Origin of the sequence: Flavobacterium sp. (assembly GCF_046317795.1) — a bacterium.
Taxonomy (GTDB): Bacteria; Bacteroidota; Bacteroidia; order Flavobacteriales; family Flavobacteriaceae; genus Flavobacterium.
Window position 1 is genome coordinate 1 of the sequence record NZ_JBKCVI010000115.1, and the last position, 18,520, is coordinate 18,520.

General features: G+C 34.0%; 12 protein-coding genes. 9 read left to right on the top strand and 3 right to left on the bottom strand.

Annotated features, from left to right (window positions below; all coding sequences use genetic code 11):
• Positions 1 to 214: 214 nt before the first annotated feature.
• The 3 genes from ACK5ON_RS06705 to ACK5ON_RS06715 all read left to right on the top strand — a co-directional run bounded on the left by ACK5ON_RS06705 (position 215) and on the right by ACK5ON_RS06715 (position 3,617).
• On the top strand, positions 215 to 529 hold the full coding sequence (locus ACK5ON_RS06705) for a hypothetical protein (RefSeq protein ID WP_409821037.1): 315 nt from the start codon (positions 215 to 217) through the stop codon (positions 527 to 529).
• Positions 530 to 623: 94 nt separating this feature from the next.
• Positions 624 to 1,550, top strand: a complete 927-nt coding sequence (locus tag ACK5ON_RS06710; RefSeq protein ID WP_409821039.1) for a PfkB family carbohydrate kinase — start codon at positions 624 to 626, stop codon at positions 1,548 to 1,550.
• A gap of 168 nt (positions 1,551 to 1,718) precedes the next feature.
• Positions 1,719 to 3,617, top strand: a complete 1,899-nt coding sequence (locus ACK5ON_RS06715) for an amidophosphoribosyltransferase (protein WP_409821042.1) — start codon at positions 1,719 to 1,721, stop codon at positions 3,615 to 3,617.
• A gap of 425 nt (positions 3,618 to 4,042) precedes the next feature.
• Here ACK5ON_RS06715 and ACK5ON_RS06720 read toward each other — a convergent pair whose 3' ends face one another.
• Positions 4,043 to 4,651, bottom strand: coding sequence for a superoxide dismutase (locus ACK5ON_RS06720; protein WP_409821044.1), 609 nt, complete (start codon positions 4,649 to 4,651; stop codon positions 4,043 to 4,045).
• A 111-nt stretch (positions 4,652 to 4,762) separates the two neighbouring features.
• On the opposite strand from ACK5ON_RS06720, the gene ACK5ON_RS06725 reads away from it, so the two are divergent.
• The 5 genes from ACK5ON_RS06725 to ACK5ON_RS06745 all read left to right on the top strand — a co-directional run bounded on the left by ACK5ON_RS06725 (position 4,763) and on the right by ACK5ON_RS06745 (position 14,104).
• Positions 4,763 to 5,296: a GNAT family N-acetyltransferase gene (locus ACK5ON_RS06725; protein ID WP_409821047.1), complete on the top strand. Its 534-nt coding sequence runs from the start codon at positions 4,763 to 4,765 to the stop codon at positions 5,294 to 5,296.
• Positions 5,296 to 8,466 carry a UvrD-helicase domain-containing protein gene (locus ACK5ON_RS06730; RefSeq protein WP_409821050.1) on the top strand — a complete coding sequence of 1,057 codons (3,171 nt, stop codon included), beginning with the start codon at positions 5,296 to 5,298 and terminating at the stop codon, positions 8,464 to 8,466. Before ACK5ON_RS06725 ends, ACK5ON_RS06730 begins: the two co-directional genes overlap by 1 nt.
• Before the next feature lie 96 nt (positions 8,467 to 8,562).
• Entirely contained in the window at positions 8,563 to 9,753 is a 1,191-nt protein-coding gene (gene kbl / locus ACK5ON_RS06735; protein ID WP_409821052.1) for a glycine C-acetyltransferase, read from the top strand.
• An 89-nt stretch (positions 9,754 to 9,842) separates the two neighbouring features.
• On the top strand, positions 9,843 to 11,291 hold the full coding sequence (locus ACK5ON_RS06740; RefSeq protein ID WP_409821054.1) for an OmpA family protein: 1,449 nt from the start codon (positions 9,843 to 9,845) through the stop codon (positions 11,289 to 11,291).
• A 62-nt stretch (positions 11,292 to 11,353) separates the two neighbouring features.
• Positions 11,354 to 14,104: a PD-(D/E)XK nuclease family protein gene (locus tag ACK5ON_RS06745; RefSeq protein ID WP_409821057.1), complete on the top strand. Its 2,751-nt coding sequence runs from the start codon at positions 11,354 to 11,356 to the stop codon at positions 14,102 to 14,104.
• 81 nt (positions 14,105 to 14,185) lie between these two features.
• Here the strand turns inward: ACK5ON_RS06745 and ACK5ON_RS06750 are convergent, their stop codons facing one another.
• On the bottom strand, positions 14,186 to 14,971 hold the full coding sequence (locus ACK5ON_RS06750; protein WP_409821060.1) for an alpha/beta fold hydrolase: 786 nt from the start codon (positions 14,969 to 14,971) through the stop codon (positions 14,186 to 14,188).
• 165 nt (positions 14,972 to 15,136) lie between these two features.
• Positions 15,137 to 16,033: an LD-carboxypeptidase gene (locus ACK5ON_RS06755; protein ID WP_409821063.1), complete on the bottom strand. Its 897-nt coding sequence runs from the start codon at positions 16,031 to 16,033 to the stop codon at positions 15,137 to 15,139.
• A gap of 281 nt (positions 16,034 to 16,314) precedes the next feature.
• On the opposite strand from ACK5ON_RS06755, the gene metG reads away from it, so the two are divergent.
• Complete coding sequence (gene metG, locus ACK5ON_RS06760) at positions 16,315 to 18,465, top strand: methionine--tRNA ligase (RefSeq protein ID WP_409821066.1); 2,151 nt, start codon at positions 16,315 to 16,317, stop codon at positions 18,463 to 18,465.
• Positions 18,466 to 18,520 lie beyond the last annotated feature (55 nt).

The window sequence follows — 18,520 nt, forward strand, 5'->3', positions numbered from 1 at the left end:
GTAAAACCGAAAAGAATCCGTTGTTCTCTATGAAACAACTGAAAGAGTTACTGATCAATAAATCGATTTAATCAACAAAGAAGCTTATCCATCTGAAGACACAATTGGTGATTTTACTAAAAATGACACTATTCTTATTCAATCACCGGAGTTTGGTGTCATCATTAGACATGCCGTTCAACAAAAATCAAAAGGATTAAACGAACTCAATCAATTGTTAGAACAAAGTTATAAAGCATTGGAATTTGACCTTAAAAGAAGTAGTACTCATCGAAATTTTCCTGGAGCTTGTTTTCATATTTACAAAGGCAATCTTTACATTGATAAATCCTGTGATTATAATAGTGACGCCATGGTTAAAAAAATGGTTTTCATGTTTAACAACCCAAATGGTTTTATTATTGATAATGGAAATTTTATAGTTTCCGAATACAATCCAGAAGATCCAATAGAATTGGATGAGCATTACAATAACAATTTCAAATTAGTTACAAAACTCACTGACGATTGGAAATTTTATGAAAAGTAAATAACTTAAATCAACTTGAAAATCCATTTAACAAACCATTTTAAACTTTTAAACTAAAAACCTATCTTTGCACCTTTAATTCGAAACACTCATAATGAACAAACTTTTAATAGTAGGAACCGTAGCTTTTGACGCCATCGAAACACCCTTCGGAAAAACAGATAAAATTCTAGGCGGTGCAGCAACATTTATTGGACTTTCGGCTTCGCATTTCAATCTGCAATCAGCAATTGTTTCTGTAGTTGGGGATGATTTTCCACAGGAATATTTAGATTTATTGACCGCTAGAAATATATATATTTCAGGTCTTGAAATTGTAAAAGGCGGAAAAACCTTCTTTTGGAGCGGCAAATACCACAACGATTTGAACTCTCGCGATACCCTAATTACAGAACTAAATGTGTTAGCAGATTTTAACCCAGTAGTTCCCCAAAATTTCACCAATGCTGATGTAGTGATGTTAGGCAACCTGCATCCATTAGTTCAAAGTTCGGTTTTAGACCAAATGACTTCAACACCAAAATTAGTAGTTTTGGACACCATGAATTTTTGGATGGATTGTGCGTTACCCGAATTATTAGCGGTAATAAAACGTGTTGATGTAATCACCATTAACGATGAGGAAGCGCGTCAATTATCAGGAGAATATTCTTTGGTAAAAGCGGCTGCAAAAATCCATTCTATGGGTCCAAAATATGTAGTAATTAAAAAAGGTGAACACGGTGCATTATTATTCCACAACAAAGAAGTGTTTTTTGCACCAGCTTTACCTTTGGAAGAAGTTTTTGATCCAACTGGCGCAGGCGATACTTTCGCAGGAGGATTTGCTGGTTTTATTACGCAAAGCGAAAACATCTCGTTTGAGAATATGAAAAGTGCTATTATTCATGGTTCTAACTTGGCTTCGTTCTGCGTAGAGAAATTTGGAACCGAAAGAATGCTTTCACTAACAAAAGAAGAAGTGCAAGAGCGATTGAAACAATTCAAAGCGTTAACACAATTTGAAATAGAATTACAATAAATTTACGCCTCGAATTTTAGCTCCGCTCTGTTCGCCTTTCAGGGCTCGGGTCGGGGCATTTTTATTTTAAAAATAACCGCAAATTCGCAAATTATTTTTTTAAATCGATTGAAATAAAATTCGTGAATTCGCGGTTAATATAAACACATAACTAACAACTACAATCCAATGAGCGACGCATTAAAACACGAATGTGGAATAGCCCTTTTACGATTAAAAAAACCGTTGGAATTCTACAAAGAAAAATACGGTACGGCTTTTTACGGCATACAAAAAATGTATCTGCTGATGGAGAAGCAACACAACCGCGGACAAGACGGAGCAGGTTTTGCCTCTATCAAATTGGATGTTGCGCAAGGTGAAAGATATATCAGTCGTGTGCGCTCCAATAAATCGCAAGCTATTCAAGATGTTTTTGCTCAAATCAATGAGCGAATTAACGATGAATTAAATTCACATCCAGAATATCAAGATAATGTGAGTTTACAAAAAGCAAATATACCCTACATAGGCGAATTGTTTTTAGGCCATGTTCGCTATGGAACTTTTGGAAAAAACAGTTTGGAAAGCGTTCATCCATTTTTACGTCAAAACAATTGGATGCATCGAAATTTAATTTTAGCTGGCAATTTTAACATGACCAATGTAACGGAACTTTTCAATAGTTTAGTGGAATTGGGTCAACATCCAAAAGAAATGGCGGATACCGTGACGGTAATGGAAAAAATAGGTCATTTTCTTGATGATGAAGTTACTGATTTGTACCAAGAATGTAAAAATAATGGGTTGTCAAAAAGAGAAGCTTCACCTGTTATTGCAGAGAAATTAGACCTTGCAAAGATTTTAAAACGCGCTTCCAAAGGTTGGGATGGCGGCTATGCCATGGCTGGACTTTTAGGTCATGGTGATGCTTTTGTATTTCGTGATCCAGCTGGAATTCGCCCAGCTTATTTTTATGAAGACGATGAAATTATAGTTGTCGCTTCCGAAAGACCCGTAATTCAAACAGTTTTTAATGTTGCTTTTGACAAAGTGCAAGAATTACAACCTGGAAATGCTTTAATTATCAAAAAAAATGGCACTGTTTCTCAACAAGAAATTATTACTCCAACTATCAAAAAAGCATGTTCCTTTGAACGTATTTATTTTTCTAGAGGAAGCGATGCCGAAATTTATCAGGAACGAAAAGAATTGGGAAAATTAATTTTGCCAGCAGTCCTTCAGGCAATTGAAAATGATACAGATAATACTGTTTTTTCATTTATTCCAAACACAGCTGAAACTTCTTTCTATGGAATGATTGAAGCGGCTAATGATTTTTTAAACCAAAGAAAAAATCAATTTATTTTAAACAATAGAAAAGTTCTTACCAAAGAAAAATTAGAAGAAATACTATCAGTAAAAATTAGAACCGAAAAGATTGCTATAAAAGATGCTAAGCTTAGAACGTTCATAACCGAAGACAGTAGTCGTGATGATTTAGTGGCACATGTATATGATGTGACCTATGGTGTAATTAAACCAACCGATAATTTAGTCATCATTGACGATAGTATTGTACGCGGAACTACTTTGAAAAAAAGTATTCTTAAAATGATGGATCGACTAAATCCTAAACGGATTGTTGTTGTCTCGTCTGCACCACAAATTCGTTATCCCGATTGTTATGGAATTGATATGGCAAAACTGGAAGGTTTAATTGCTTTTCAAGCAGCAATTGAATTATTGAAAGAAAGAAATTCATATCACATTGTTGATAATGTTTACAAGAAATGTAAATCTCAAGAAAATATAAAAGATGCAGACGTTGTGAATTATGTAACCGAAATTTATGCCCCTTTTTCTGATTCCGAGATATCTAATAAAATTGCTCAATTATTGCACCCAGAAGACATTAATGCCGAAGTAAAAATTATTTTCCAAACGGTAGAAAATTTACATATTGCTTGTCCAAAAAATTTAGGCGATTGGTACTTTACCGGCGACTATCCCACTCCGGGAGGAAATAGAGTTGTAAATAAGGCGTTTATGAATTTCTACGAAGGAAAAGATACTCGAGCTTACTAAAAATTTAACATTTTTTGTCTTTTAACGATTATTGATGCCGTTCATCTAAAATATTTGTTTGTGCTATATCAATACCATTACATTTGACCTTACCATAGCATTAGTAGGTTAAGTTTATGGTAGATTTGGGGCAAAAAAGGTGAAAAGAAATTTTCACCTTTTTTATTTTTATTGACTTAAAAATCAACAAAAAAGTAAGTTTCACCATCATTTGACCCTCATTCCAATATATTTTTGTTAAAATTTAACATTTTTTAAAATGTTATGAGTAAATTTGCTCTACCATTATATTTAATGTAAGTTAAGTTTATGGTAGATTTGGGGCAAACAGGTGGAAGCAATTCCGCCTGTTTATTTTTTTTTTCTTTCTAAATAAAAAAACCGATTGCTATCACAACCGGTTTTTTACTCTTTTAAAATAAAATTTATTTTTCAATTGCATACAATCGAGCAACTTCAGTCCAATTGATAACATTAAAGAAAGCTTCAATATAATCAGGACGACGATTTTGATAATTCAAATAATAGGCATGTTCCCAAACATCCATTCCAAGGATTGGAAAACCTCCACAAGCAGTATCAGGCATTAATGGATTATCTTGGTTTGGCGTTGAACAAACTTCTACTTTTCCGCCTTTGTGAACACATAACCAAGCCCAACCTGAACCAAAACGAGTTGCACCTGCTTTTGCAAACTGCGCTTTAAATTCATCAAACGAACCAAAAGCAGCATCGATAGCTTGTGCTAATTCTCCTGTTGGTTTTCCGCCAGCATTCGGAGCCATAATTCTCCAAAATAAATTGTGATTGTAAAATCCACCACCATTATTTCTAACGGCCATGTTTTTCATATCTAAATTAATTAGAATATTTTCTATTGATTTCCCTTCCATATCTGTTCCTGCAATGGCAGCATTCAGATTGGTGGTGTAAGCATTATGATGTTTTGAATGATGAATTTCCATCGTTCTGGCATCAATATGTGGTTCTAACGCGTCGTATGCGTAAGTTAATTGTGGTAATTCAAAAGCCATGATATTTTTATTTTAGTTACTATTAAATTGAATTCAAATTTATACATTTAACTTCGTAAAAAGAAATACTATTTTTATATAATTCTATTAAAAAAAACAATGTTACGCTAAATGAGTTTTAACCTTCAACCAATTAATTTAAAAAACGAGATAATTCAGTTAATTCCACTTCAAGAAACTGATTTTTCAGCATTATATAAAGTTGCTTCTGACCCATTGGTTTGGGAGCAACATCCTAACAAATTACGTTATCAACGCGATGTTTTTCAGAATTATTTTGAAGGGGCTATGCTATCCAAAGGGGCGTTTTTAATTCGCGACACCAAAACCAATGAAGTTATTGGCTGTAGTCGTTATTATGATTTTAATGAAAATGAAAACTCTACCGAGACTTCGGTATTAATTGGCTATACTTTTATTGGAAGAAATTTTTGGGGTAAAGGGTATAACAAAGCGTTGAAAAAACTAATGCTGGATTATGCTTTTCAATTTGTGGAGAAAGTGTATTTTCATATAGGAGCACACAATTACCGTTCTCAAAAAGCCATTGAAAAAATTGGTGCCGTGAAAGTCGATGAGTTTGAAGTCGAATATTATGGCGAAGAAAGTAAATTGAATTTTGTTTATCTAATAACTAAACCCTAATGCAAAAAACCGCTTTCTCTATTTACGACGCTTCTGCTGGTTCTGGAAAAACTTACACATTGGTAAAAGAATATTTAAAAATTATTCTTTTATCAAAAAAAACAGATGCTTATCGCAATATTCTAGCCATTACGTTTACCAACAAAGCGGTGCACGAAATGAAAAGTCGTGTGGTGGAAAGTTTATCTGAATTCGCCAAAGACAACCCTAGCGAAAAAGCGCTACAACTGATGAAGAGCATTCAGATTGAAACCGGATTGAGTTTGCTAAGCATTACCGAAAAAGCTAAAAGTATTATCAAAAACTTAATCCATAATTACACTTCTTTCGACATTTCAACTATTGATAAATTTACACACAAAGTAATTCGAGCTTTTGCACATGATTTAGGATTGCCAATAACTTTTGATGTTTCACTCGATTCCGAAAACCTTTTGACAGAGGCCGTTGATGCTATCATTGCCGAAGCTGGAAACGATGAAATCTTAACCAAATTACTAGTAGATTTCACAATGGAAAAAACCGATGACGATAAATCATGGGATATTTCCAAAGAAATTATGGAAACCGGTAAATTAATCCTTAACGAAAATAATCGTGAAGAAATTACTCATTTTAATGACAAAACCATTATCGAATTTGTTGAAATCAAAAATAAACTCACGGAACTTTGCATACAACTCGAGGAAGAATGTGCCAATTTAGCAATTGAAGCACTAACATTAATTGAAAATAAAGGAATTGACCTCAAGTCGTTTTCTGGTGGATTTTTTCCGAAGCATTTGATTAGCATTCAAGAGAAAAAATTCAATCCAAAGAATAAAACCTATCATGAATTTGAAGATATAAAAATCAATAAAACAGCAAAAGATACCGCTATCATTGAAAGTATAATTCCTAATTTGCTTGATATAGTGAATTCCGTTTACACTAAAATGGAAAAGAAAAATTTTTATGACGCTTTTCTAAAAAACATAACGCCACTTTCATTACTCAATACTTTAAACAATGAATTGAATAAAATTCAAAAAGAACAGGGAATTTTATCCATCACGGAATTCAACAAACTTATTTTTGAACAAATTCAAAACCAACCTGCTCCTTTTATTTATGAACGTTTAGGCGAAAAATACCGTCATTTTTTTATTGACGAATTCCAAGATACCTCTGAAATGCAGTGGCAAAACTTGATTCCACTGATAGACAATTCCCTTTCAAGCGAAGATTTGAATGGCGAACGAGGTTCGTTGATGATTGTTGGCGACCCAAAACAATCCATTTACCGATGGCGCGGCGGAAAAGCTGAACAGTTTATCGAATTGAGCAAAGACAAAAATCCATTTGCCAATCCAGATAAAAAATTATTCTCATTAGAAAGAAATTATCGAAGTTATTCACAAGTTATAGAATTCAATAATGATTTTTTTAAATTTTTATCAAACGAATTTGAAAATGACAGTTACAAAGATTTATACGCCAATCATAGCCATCAAAAATTCAATGATAAAAAAGGCGGGTATGTCACTATTTCTTTTCTAAAAAAAGAGGAAAAACCAGAATACAATTCCGAAGAAACAGAGGAAGAAAATTTGGAAACAAACGAATTATTTCTAGAGGCAACTCTCAAAACTATTGAAAAAATAAAGGAGAAAGGCTTTACCAATAAAGAAATTGCAATACTAACCCGAAAGAAAAAACAAGGAACTGCCATTGCCAATTTTTTAACCGAAAAGGGAATTCCCATTTTATCTTCCGAAAGTTTATTACTCGAATCCTCTTCGGAGGTTAAGTTTATTGTTCATTTTTTATACTATCTAAAAAACAAAAGTGATTTAGAAGCCAAAGCACATTTTCTCTATTATTTAGCCCAAACGAATGCCAAAAAAACACCTATTCACGATTTTATTGCACAAGGCATGGAGCAAAAACAGGAAGTAGATTTTGTTCGCTGGCTTTCTAGTTTTGAATTTGAAATTTCCTTTGCTACTATTCGTAAAAAATCGCTTTATGAAGCAGTAGAAATTATAATTTCAAAACTTATACACTTTGATAATAGAAATGCTTATGTGCAGTATTTTCTTGATATTGTTTTAGAACGTGACTTGAAAAATCAAGCTGGCCTCTCTGATTTTTTGTCGTATTGGGAAACTCAAAAAGAGAAATTGAGCATTCCATCTCCCGAAGGCAATGATGCCATTCGAATTATGACCATTCACAAATCGAAAGGATTGGAATTTCCTGTGGTTATTTTTCCTTTTGCCAATGAAAATTATAGCAAAGGACCAAGAGAAAAAATTTGGATTAATGCCGATGAAGAAACGATGGGCTTACCAAAAGTATTAATTGATAAAAGCAGTAAAATAGAAAGTTTTGGAGAGGAAGCATCACAAACATATAATCAAAAAAAACAGGAAGATTTATTAGACAATATCAACATTCTATATGTTGCCTTGACAAGAGCGGAAAAACAGTTATATGTGATTTCACAAATGCAAGGAAAAAGCAAAACAACAGGAGAATATCCAAATAATATGGCCACACTTTTCATTAAATACTTGTTAAGTCAAAACGAATTTGATGAAAATAAATTATACTATGAATTTGGAACCAATGAAAAACTTTCTGTTGAAAAGATCATTTCAAAAAACACAAAAAACATAACGCAGTTAGAAGCTACTTTAAATCCAAATAACATAAAAATTGCACAACGAGAGAGTTTGATGTGGAATACAAACCAGCAAAAAGCAATTGAATATGGCAACATAGTTCATGAGATTTTGTCATTTGTCAAAACAGAAAACGATATTGATTTGGCATTAACAAAAGCGATCGAAAATGGGTTAATTATTTCATTGCAAAAAGAAGAAATAGAAAAAGCAATTCGTGAAATTGTAACACATCAAGAGCTTTCGGAGTTTTTCTCTGAAAAATATACCGTGCTCAATGAAAAAACCATCATTCAAAAAGATGGAGGTCTTGTAAAACCCGATAAAATGGTTATCACGAATAAAAATGAAATGTATTTACTCGATTATAAAACAGGTGAAATTCAAACAAAATACCAACAACAATTAGAAAATTACCAAAATGCCGTGGAGAAAATGGGTTTTAAAGTAACTAGAAAAGCATTAGTTTATATTGGAGAAACAATCAATGTTGTAAATTTGTAAACTTTTTAGAAGAAAATAGAGTAAAGATTTCATATAAACTTTGAACTCGAAACTCGAAACTCGAAACTCGAAACTCGAAACTTTAAACCAAACAAAATGTACGGAAAAATTCAACAACACCTTCAAAACGAATTAAACACCATTGAACAAAATGGAATTTTTAAAAAAGAACGCATCATCACTTCGCCACAAGGTGCAGAAATAACTGTGAACGGCAAAACAGTGCTAAATTTTTGTGCCAATAACTATTTGGGCTTATCCTCACATCCAGAAGTTATTCAAGCAGCCAAGGACACTTTAGATTCTCATGGTTTCGGAATGTCATCAGTACGTTTTATTTGTGGCACACAAGATATTCATAAAACATTAGAAAAAAAGATAGCTGATTTTTATGGAACGGAAGATACCATTTTATATGCTGCGGCTTTTGATGCTAATGGTGGTGTTTTCGAACCCTTATTAGGTGAGGAAGATTGTATCATTTCCGATAGTTTAAACCATGCTTCTATTATTGACGGCGTTAGACTTTGCAAAGCGGCTCGTTATCGTTATAACAATTCAGACATGGAAGATTTGGAACAACAATTAATTAAAGCTACAGAAGTTGGCCATCGTTTCAAATTAATTGTTACTGATGGTGTTTTCTCGATGGACGGATTAGTGGCGCCATTAGATAAAATTTGTGATTTAGCTGATAAATATGATGCTTTGGTAATGGTTGACGAATGTCATGCTGCTGGATTTATAGGCGCAACAGGAAAAGGAACGATGGAAGCCAAAGGAGTAATGGGAAGAGTTGACATTATCACAGGAACATTAGGAAAAGCGTTGGGTGGAGCTATGGGAGGTTATACCACTGCCAAAAAAGAAATTATTGAAATTTTACGTCAACGTTCTCGTCCCTATTTATTCTCTAATTCTTTAGCACCAGCAATTGTGGGTGCTTCAATAAAAGTTTTTGAACTTTTAGAAAAAGACACAACACTTAGAGATAAATTAGAATGGAACACTAATTATTTCAAAGAAGGTATGAAAAAGGCTGGTTTTGAAATTATTGATGGTGACTCAGCAATTGTTCCAGTAATGCTCTATGATGCTAAATTGTCTCAAATTATGGCAGATGAATTGTTGAAAAAAGGAATATATGTCATAGGATTCTTTTTCCCTGTAGTACCAAAAGACAAAGCTAGAATTAGAGTACAGCTTTCTGCAGCGCATTCAAGAGAGCATCTTGACAAAGCAATTTTGGCTTTTACAGAAGTTGGTAAAGCATTAAAAATTATTTAAATCATTATATTTTAACAAAATATTTTGATATTATAGTAAATCGTATTACTTTTGCCCCAAATAAATTTATATAACTAATCAAATCAAGTATGAAACATCTTAACAAATTATTAGTTGCTATGTTAATGTTAGCTGGTTTCAGCTCACAAGCTCAAGACAACAACAACCCTTGGGCAATATCCTTTGGGGTTAACGCAGTAGACACTAGAGTTAGTGCTGCATCAAAATTAGAAGATCAATTTTCTGAATTTTTCAATGCTAATGACAATTGGAACGTTCTACCTTCTTTATCATTTGTAAACGTATCAAGATACGTTGGAGACAATTTCTCTTTTGGAGTAACAGGATCTATTAATCGAATTGATAAATGGGTTCAACCTAGAGTTAACAATGCCGATTACACTGTTGTTAATCCTGGTGACTTAGACTATTACGGTGTTGATGCTGTGATAAATTATAGTTTGATGAACTTAATTAAATCTAAATCAATTGACCCATCTATTCACATTGGTGGAGGTTATACTTGGATAGGTGATGACATTAGTGCAGGAACATTAAATGGAGGTTTAGGTTTAACTTACTGGTTTAATGAATTTATTGGTTTATCCTACCGTGCTACATATAAACAATCTTTTGAAGATGTTCGTGAAGATATGCCATCTCACATGCAACATTTTGCTGGTCTTTCATTCAAATTTGGAGGTTCAGACAAAGATAATGATGGAATTTATGACAAAGACGATGCTTGTCCAGAAGTTCCTGGTTTAAAACAATTCAACGGTTGTCCTGATACTGACGGTGATGGTATTACAGATGCGAGCGATACTTGTCCAGAAGTTGCTGGTCCAGTCGAATTCAATGGTTGTCCTGATACTGATGGTGATGGAATTTCTGATAATCTTGACGCTTGTGTTGACGTAGCAGGTTTAAAAGAATTTAACGGTTGTCCAGATACTGATGGTGATGGAACACAAGATAAAGAAGACAAATGTCCTACCGTTGCAGGTCCAAAATCTAACCAAGGTTGTCCACCTCCTCCTCCACCATTAGATGCAGATAAAGACGGTGTGCCAGATTTAGAAGATGCTTGTCCTTTAATTGCTGGTCCAGCTAGCAACAAAGGTTGTCCTGAAGTAACTAAAGCCGTAGAAGAAGAATTAAGAGTTCAAGCTAGAGCAATATTCTTTAACACTGGTAAAGCTACATTAAGCGATGCTAAAAAAGGAGATAACTCAACTAGATTAGATGCTATTAAAGAAATCTTGAAAAACTATCCTAATGCTAAGTTTAGTGTTGAAGGTCATACAGATAGCGTAGGTAATGATAAAGCAAACCAAAAACTTTCTGAAGCTAGAGCTAAAGTTGTTATGGATGCTTTAATTGCAAGAGGTGTTAAACCAGAAAATTTAACCTCTATTGGATATGGTGAAACTAAATCAGTAGCTACAAACAAAACTGCTGAGGGTAGAGCTTTAAACAGAAGAACTGAAGTAATATATGTTGGCGGTGTTGATGGAATGAAAATAAACGTCAAATAAAAAAATAAATTATATTTTGAAAAAGCCATTCTTTATTGAATGGCTTTTTTTATTTTTATACAATGCCAAAAAGAACATTCCTTTATCGACTTGCACAAGAAATTTTAATAACTAATTCTGAAAATTTTTCAGAGCTAGTTATTGTTTTACCCAACAAAAGAGCCAAAGTCTTTCTCTTAGAAGAATTAAAAAATTCTCTTGCCAATACTATTTTTGCTCACGAAATTATTAGCATCGAAGATTTTATTCAAGAAGTGGCTGGAATAAGAAGTATAGACAGTGTAGAACTTTTATTTGAATTTTACGAAGTATATCTTTCAATAACCGAAAAACCAGAACCGTTTGAGACATTTGCCAATTGGGCAAAAACGTTATTACAAGATTTTAATGAAATCGACAGGTATTTATTAGAACCAGATACCATTTTGAAATATCTTGAAAACATCAAAGAAATAGAACATTGGTCTGTTGATATCAATAAAAGAACTGAACTCATTGAAAACTATTTAATCTTTTGGAAAAAACTCCCAGAATATTATCATGCATTTTACAACTATCTACTTAATAAAGGTGTCGGTTATCAAGGTTTGATTTATCGAGAAGCAGAAAAAAATCTTAATCACTTTTCAGAAAACAAGAGTAACCAGTTTGTTTTCGCGGGCTTTAATGCTCTCAATAAAGCCGAAGAGAAAATTATTCAGCACTTATTGGCTTTAGATGTTGCCAAAATCTATTGGGACATTGATGAAACGTTGTTACACGATACTTTTCACGATGCTGGATTGTTTCAACGTCGTTTCAAATCAGAATGGATGTACTATAAAACACATCCTTATGAATGGATAGTCAATGATTTTTCAGAAGAAAAGAATATTCAAGTCATAGCTACTTCAAAATCCATTGGACAAGCAAAAATTGCAGGAAGTATTATTGAAAAACTCATTCAAGAAAATAGTTCCAGCATACAAAATGTTGCTTTGGTACTTGGTGAGGAACATTTATTGCTACCTATTTTACATTCTTTACCCGCTAGTGTTGCTGCATTGAACATCACTATGGGATTTACCAGCAAAAACAATCCTGCGCAATTGCTGATAACCAAACTTTTTAAATTACATACCAATGCATTAACAAGAAATGCATCAAGTTATGTGATGTATTATAAAGACGTACTCGATATTTTGACACATCCATTAATTGAACCTTTTTTGAATGCTGATGGTCTAATTTCCATTATTAATAAAAACAATTATACCTTCATCACCCATAAAAAATTGGAAGAACTTCACCCAGAAAGCAATGAATTATTTCAATTGTTATTTCAAAAATGGGATAACACTTCGGTTGCCATATTAGATACTATTTCACAAATTTTACTCAAAATAAAAGCCAATTTGAGTTATGACAATGAAGAAGAAAAAATCACGAATGCTTTTGTCTATTCCATTTTCAAAGTCATTAACAAAATGATGTCGTATTTCTCTTCTCATCAAAATATTGATGATATCAAAACCTTGCAAGCCATATACAAACAAGTAGTAGATTTGGCAGAGGTTTCTTTTGAAGGTGAACCATTGAATGGACTGCAAATAATGGGAGTTTTAGAAAGTCGTGTGCTTGATTTTGAAACGGTTATCATCACCTCGGTCAATGAAGGCAAATTCCCGGCTGGAAAAAACACTAATTCGTTTATCCCTTATGATGTTAAAAAAGAATATAAATTGCCAACTTTTAAAGAAAAAGACGCTATTTATACCTATCACTTTTATCATTTGTTGCAACGTGCCAAAAACATTTATCTCATTTACAACTCGGATAGCGAAGGATTTGATGCAGGAGAAAAAAGCCGTTTTATAACTCAACTAGAAGTAGAAAAACAACCCAACCACAATTTGTCTTTTCAATATTACAATCCAGATGTGCCTACAGTTGCCAACCAACGTATCATAGTTCCAAAAACAGAAAGTATAATGGTTCGCCTAAAGGAAATAGCAGAACAAGGTTTTTCGCCTTCGTCTTTAACGACTTATGTCCGCAATCCAATACAGTTTTATTTTCAGCGCATTTTACGCATTAGAGAAACCGATGAAGTTGAAGAAAACATTGCTGTGAATACGCTTGGAACTATTATTCATGGTGCGCTCGAAGAATTATACAAACCTTTTGTTGGAATCCTTTTAACAGTTGCTGATATTGATAATTTTTTTCATAAAATTGAAAATGAAGTTTTAAACCAATTCAAATTGGTCTACAAAGAAGGGGAAATCAAGAAAGGAAGAAATTTATTGGCTTTTGAAGTGGCCAAAAGAAATGTATTTAACTTTTTGAAACTCGAAAAAGAAGGACTAGAAAATGGTGATGAAGTTCAAATTCTGGCATTAGAAGCTGAGCTAAGTCAAACTTTGGAACATGCTACATTACCGTTTCCTGTAAAGATTGCTGGGAAAGTGGATAGAATTGAACTTCGCAACGGAAAGATTAGAATTGTAGATTATAAAACTGGAAAAGTAGAACAGAAAAATGTAACGCTCAAAGATTGGATTGGACTTACTGAAGATATCAAAAACGAAAAAATTATTCAGGTGCTGGCGTATGCGTTTATGTTTGAAAAAGAAGCCAAAAATCGTGAAATTGAAGCCGGAATTATTTCGTTTAAAAATTTAAAATCGGGATTTTTACCGTTTACCTTTGAGGAAAATAAAGTAAAAACAACCGTTATTACCCATGAAATTATGGAAAATTATTTGGCCCAAATTGTGGTTTTACTTCAAGAAATATTGAATGTGGCAATTGCTTTTGAAGAGAAAGTGTGATGTCCAACCACAAAGTTCACTAAGCTTTTTCACAAAGAACACAAACTTGGTGAACCTTGTGCATCCATCGTGGCTTTGTGTCTAAACCTTCTTCAAAAATTCCACTAAAACTTGCTTCAATTCCTTTTCATTTTCAATGTGCGACATATGCCCATCGGGAAAAGTGGTTAATTTGACTTTGGTTGCTTCAATCTGGTCGATGTTTTCTTCAAAATGTAACACCCCATCTTTTTGACCTAAAACCAATTGGATTGGATACGGTGCAAAATGCAAAATCACTTCTCTGTCTTTTCTGATTTTCATGCCTTCGAGTGCGGCCACAATTCCTTGTAAGGGTGTTTTGAGCGCTTCACCTTTTACTTTTTCAATTTCTGTGGCGAGACGTTCGCGGTTGTCTTGACTAAAAAGATTCGCAATACTCATGCTTACAAAAGCGCCATAATTTTTTTTTACGGCAACTATAGCTCGGTCTCTGTTGATTTTTTTCTCTTCGCTATCGGCACGTGAAGTAGAATTTAAAAGGAACAAACCTTTGACATTATCGGGAAATAATTCGGCAAAAGCCAAAGCAATATATCCGCCCATAGAATGACCAACCAGAACTACTTTCCTTATTTTTAAAAACAACAACAGCGCATAAACCATATCGGCTTGGTCCTCCATAGCGTGAACATAGCCCAAACATTCGGTTTCGCCATGACCTAATAAATCGATAGTGATTACTCGATGTTTCTTAGCCAATTCAGGAATAAAAGCGTTCCACATGGATTTGTTTTCCAAAAAACCATGTAGCAAAACCACAGCAGTTCCTTTACCTTCTTCGGTAAAGGAGATTTTGATGTTTTTATAAAGAAGTTGGTTTTTCATTTTTTAAAAAAAATAGATTCTAAATGGAAATCCTCAAATTATTTTTTCACAAAATTTTTCATTTCTACAAAAGAAAGTTTATACTAGTTACTACCGCCATGAGGTTGCTTCGCTAATTCGAGCATAGCTCTTGAGTCCTCCTTCGTCGGAATGAAACTTGAGTGATCAATCAAAAACTACTTTGCTTTTTTCTGCTGTAACTTCCATCGAAACTTGTCGTCCAAAAATTAAGGCGCGATTATCGCGAATGTGTCCCGCTGGAAAATTATAAATTATCGGAATGTTCAATCCTTTAATCGAATCTTCAATGATTTCCAAAGCATTTCTTCCCCAGGGAATTTCATTGTCTTTCATGTCGGTCATTGCGCCAACAATAATTCCTTTCAAACTACTCAAACATCCGTTGCGTTTTAAATTCATCATCATTCTGTCAATGTGATATAAATACTCATCCAAATCTTCAATAAAAAGTATTTTTTCACTACAATCAATCGCCGATTCTGAACCTAATAAGCTGTATAAAATAGATAGATTCCCGCCAACCAATTCTCCTTTGGCTTTGCCTTTGTGGTTTAAGGCGTCGCATTCTAAAGTATAACGTAATGTGTCTCCAAACAAGGCCGCACACAAAGAATTCTTTGCCTCATCTGTTGCTCTTGCTATAGAAACTGCCATAGTGCCATGAATAGACTCTATCCCCATTCGGTTTAAATGACTGTGTAAAACGGTTACATCACTAAAACCAATTATCCATTTTGGATGTTGTTTGAATTTAGTAAAATCTAACTTATCAATAATTTTTACGGTGCCATAACCCCCACGAACACACCAAATCGCTTTGATGTTTGGGTTGTCCATTTGTTCCTGAAAATCATCTGCTCGTTGGTCATCAGTACCGGCTAATTGGTAATAATCTAATCCAATTGTTTTTCCAATTTTTACATTCAAACCCCATCCTTCTAGTAAGTCAATGGTTGGTTTTAAATTGTCATCAATATTTTTGCGAGCAGTACAAACGATGGCAATCGTGTCGCCTTTTTTTAGATAAGCTGGTGTAATCATCTTTTTTTGAGAATGAATATTATGTAAGAATAAAGAAAATAGAATATAGAGAATAGATTTTTTCACTTTTGGGTTTAGAAATTGTGTTACAAATATAGAATTATTGTTCTGTTTTCTATAGTTTCTAGCCCAGATTGAAGTGGCATCCTTTTTATTTGTATTGCCACTGTCCCGAAGTTTCGGTATAAACCCGAGGCAATACAAATAAAAAGATAGAGCGGAAAGCTGGAAATAGCTCCGAATAAATTGCTTATTTTTGTGGTTTATTTAGAAAAACAATCATGTTAGAAAATCCAACCCGAGGCAAAGCCGAATTGAGAGAAGCTAAACGATATACCATTACAGCAGCGTTACCCTACACAAATGGTCCAATTCACATAGGCCATTTGGCTGGAGTTTATGTGCCAAGTGATATTTATGCGCGCTATTTAAGATTACAAGGAAAAGATGTAGCGTTTATTTGCGGAAGCGATGAACACGGGGTTGCTATCTCTATGAAAGCTAAAAAAGAAGGCATTACACCGCAACAGGTTATTGATAAATACGACGGAATTATTCGTCAATCGTTTATTGATTTTGGAATTTCGTTTGATAATTATTCCAGAACCTCATCTAAAATTCATCATGATACAGCGCAGGAATTTTTCAGAAAATTATACGACAATAATGATTTCATTGAAGAAGTTACTGAGCAATTGTATGATGCTAAAGCAGACCAGTTTTTGGCCGATAGATTCGTAACCGGAACATGTCCAAAATGCGACAATCCAGAAGCGTATGGCGACCAGTGCGAACGTTGTGGGTCGACTTTGAATGCAACAGATTTGATTAATCCAAAATCAACAATTACAGGCGATACGCCAATTTTAAAATCGACTAAACATTGGTTTTTACCATTGGATAGATACCAAGATTTTTTGACCCAATGGATTTTAGTTGACCACGCCAAAGACTGGAAAGCCAACGTATTGGGTCAAGTAAAATCGTGGTTAGATGACGGATTGAAACCTCGTGCCGTAACCCGCGATTTAGATTGGGGAATTGATGTGCCAGCCCCACTTAATCTCCCCAAAGGGGAGAAATGGGCAGGAAGTGGGAAAAAATTGTATGTGTGGTTTGACGCACCCATTGGTTATATTTCTGCTACCAAAGAATGGGCTTCAAGAACAGGAAAAAATTGGGAAGATTATTGGAAAAATCCGGACACTTCATTGGTTCACTTCATTGGAAAAGACAATATTGTTTTCCATTGTATCATTTTTCCAGCGATGTTGAAAGCCGAAGGAACCTATATTTTACCAGAAAATGTTCCAGCCAATGAATTTTTAAATTTGGAAGGAAACAAATTGTCAACTTCCAAAAATTGGGCGGTTTGGTTGCATGAGTATTTACTAGATTTTCCAGATAAGCAAGACGTTTTACGCTATGTTTTGACAGCCAATGCGCCAGAAACTAAAGATAACGATTTTACTTGGAAAGATTTTCAGGCGAGAAATAATAACGAGTTGGCGGCAGTTTTTGGTAATTTTATCAATCGAGTTGTGGTGTTAACCCATAAATATTATAATGGTATTGTACCAACTCCAAATGAATTTACCGAAGTTGACGAAAAAACGTTAGCCGAATTAAAAGCGTATCCTGCGGTGATTTCTTCCTCAATTGAAAGGTATCGATTTAGAGAAGCACAAGGTGAACTAATGAATGTAGCTCGATTAGGAAATAAATATCTCGCTGATGAAGAACCATGGAAAATGGTGAAAACTGATTCCGAAAGAGTAAAAACACAAATTTATGTGGCGTTGCAAATTGCTTCAGTTTTAACAACATTATGTGAACCATTTTTACCGTTTACTTCTAAAAAACTGACTAAAATTTTAAACATTGAAGTTAACAATTGGAATTTGGAATTTGATAATTGGAATTTAACCAAAGCTGGTCACCAAATTGGAGGTCCTGACGTTTCGGGAGAAGTATTATTTGCTCAAATAGAAGATGCCGAAATACAAAAACAAATTGACAAACTAGAAGCGACTAAAAAAGCTAACGTTATGGAGAACCAAGTAACAGAACCACAAAAACCAACTGCAACTTTTGAAGATTTCAGCAAACTGGATTTGCGTGTAGGAACGATTATCGAAGCCGAAAAAATGCCTAAAGCCAACAAACTTTTAGTTTTAAAAGTGGATACTGGAATTGATGTACGAACAATTGTTTCGGGAATTGCAGAACATTTTTCACCCGAAGAAGTTATTGGCAAACGCGTGACAGTTTTAGTGAATTTAGCACCGAGGGCATTGCGTGGTGTGGAAAGTCAAGGAATGATTTTAATGACCAATGATAAAGATGGGAAATTGGTTTTTGTCAATCCGGAAACTTCGTCTTCGCTCAGTACAAGTTCAGATGGAGTTGAGAATGGGGCTTTGATTAGTTAAAAAATTATTTATATCCTAAAATTAAAAATACATTCACCATGAGAAAGATCATAAC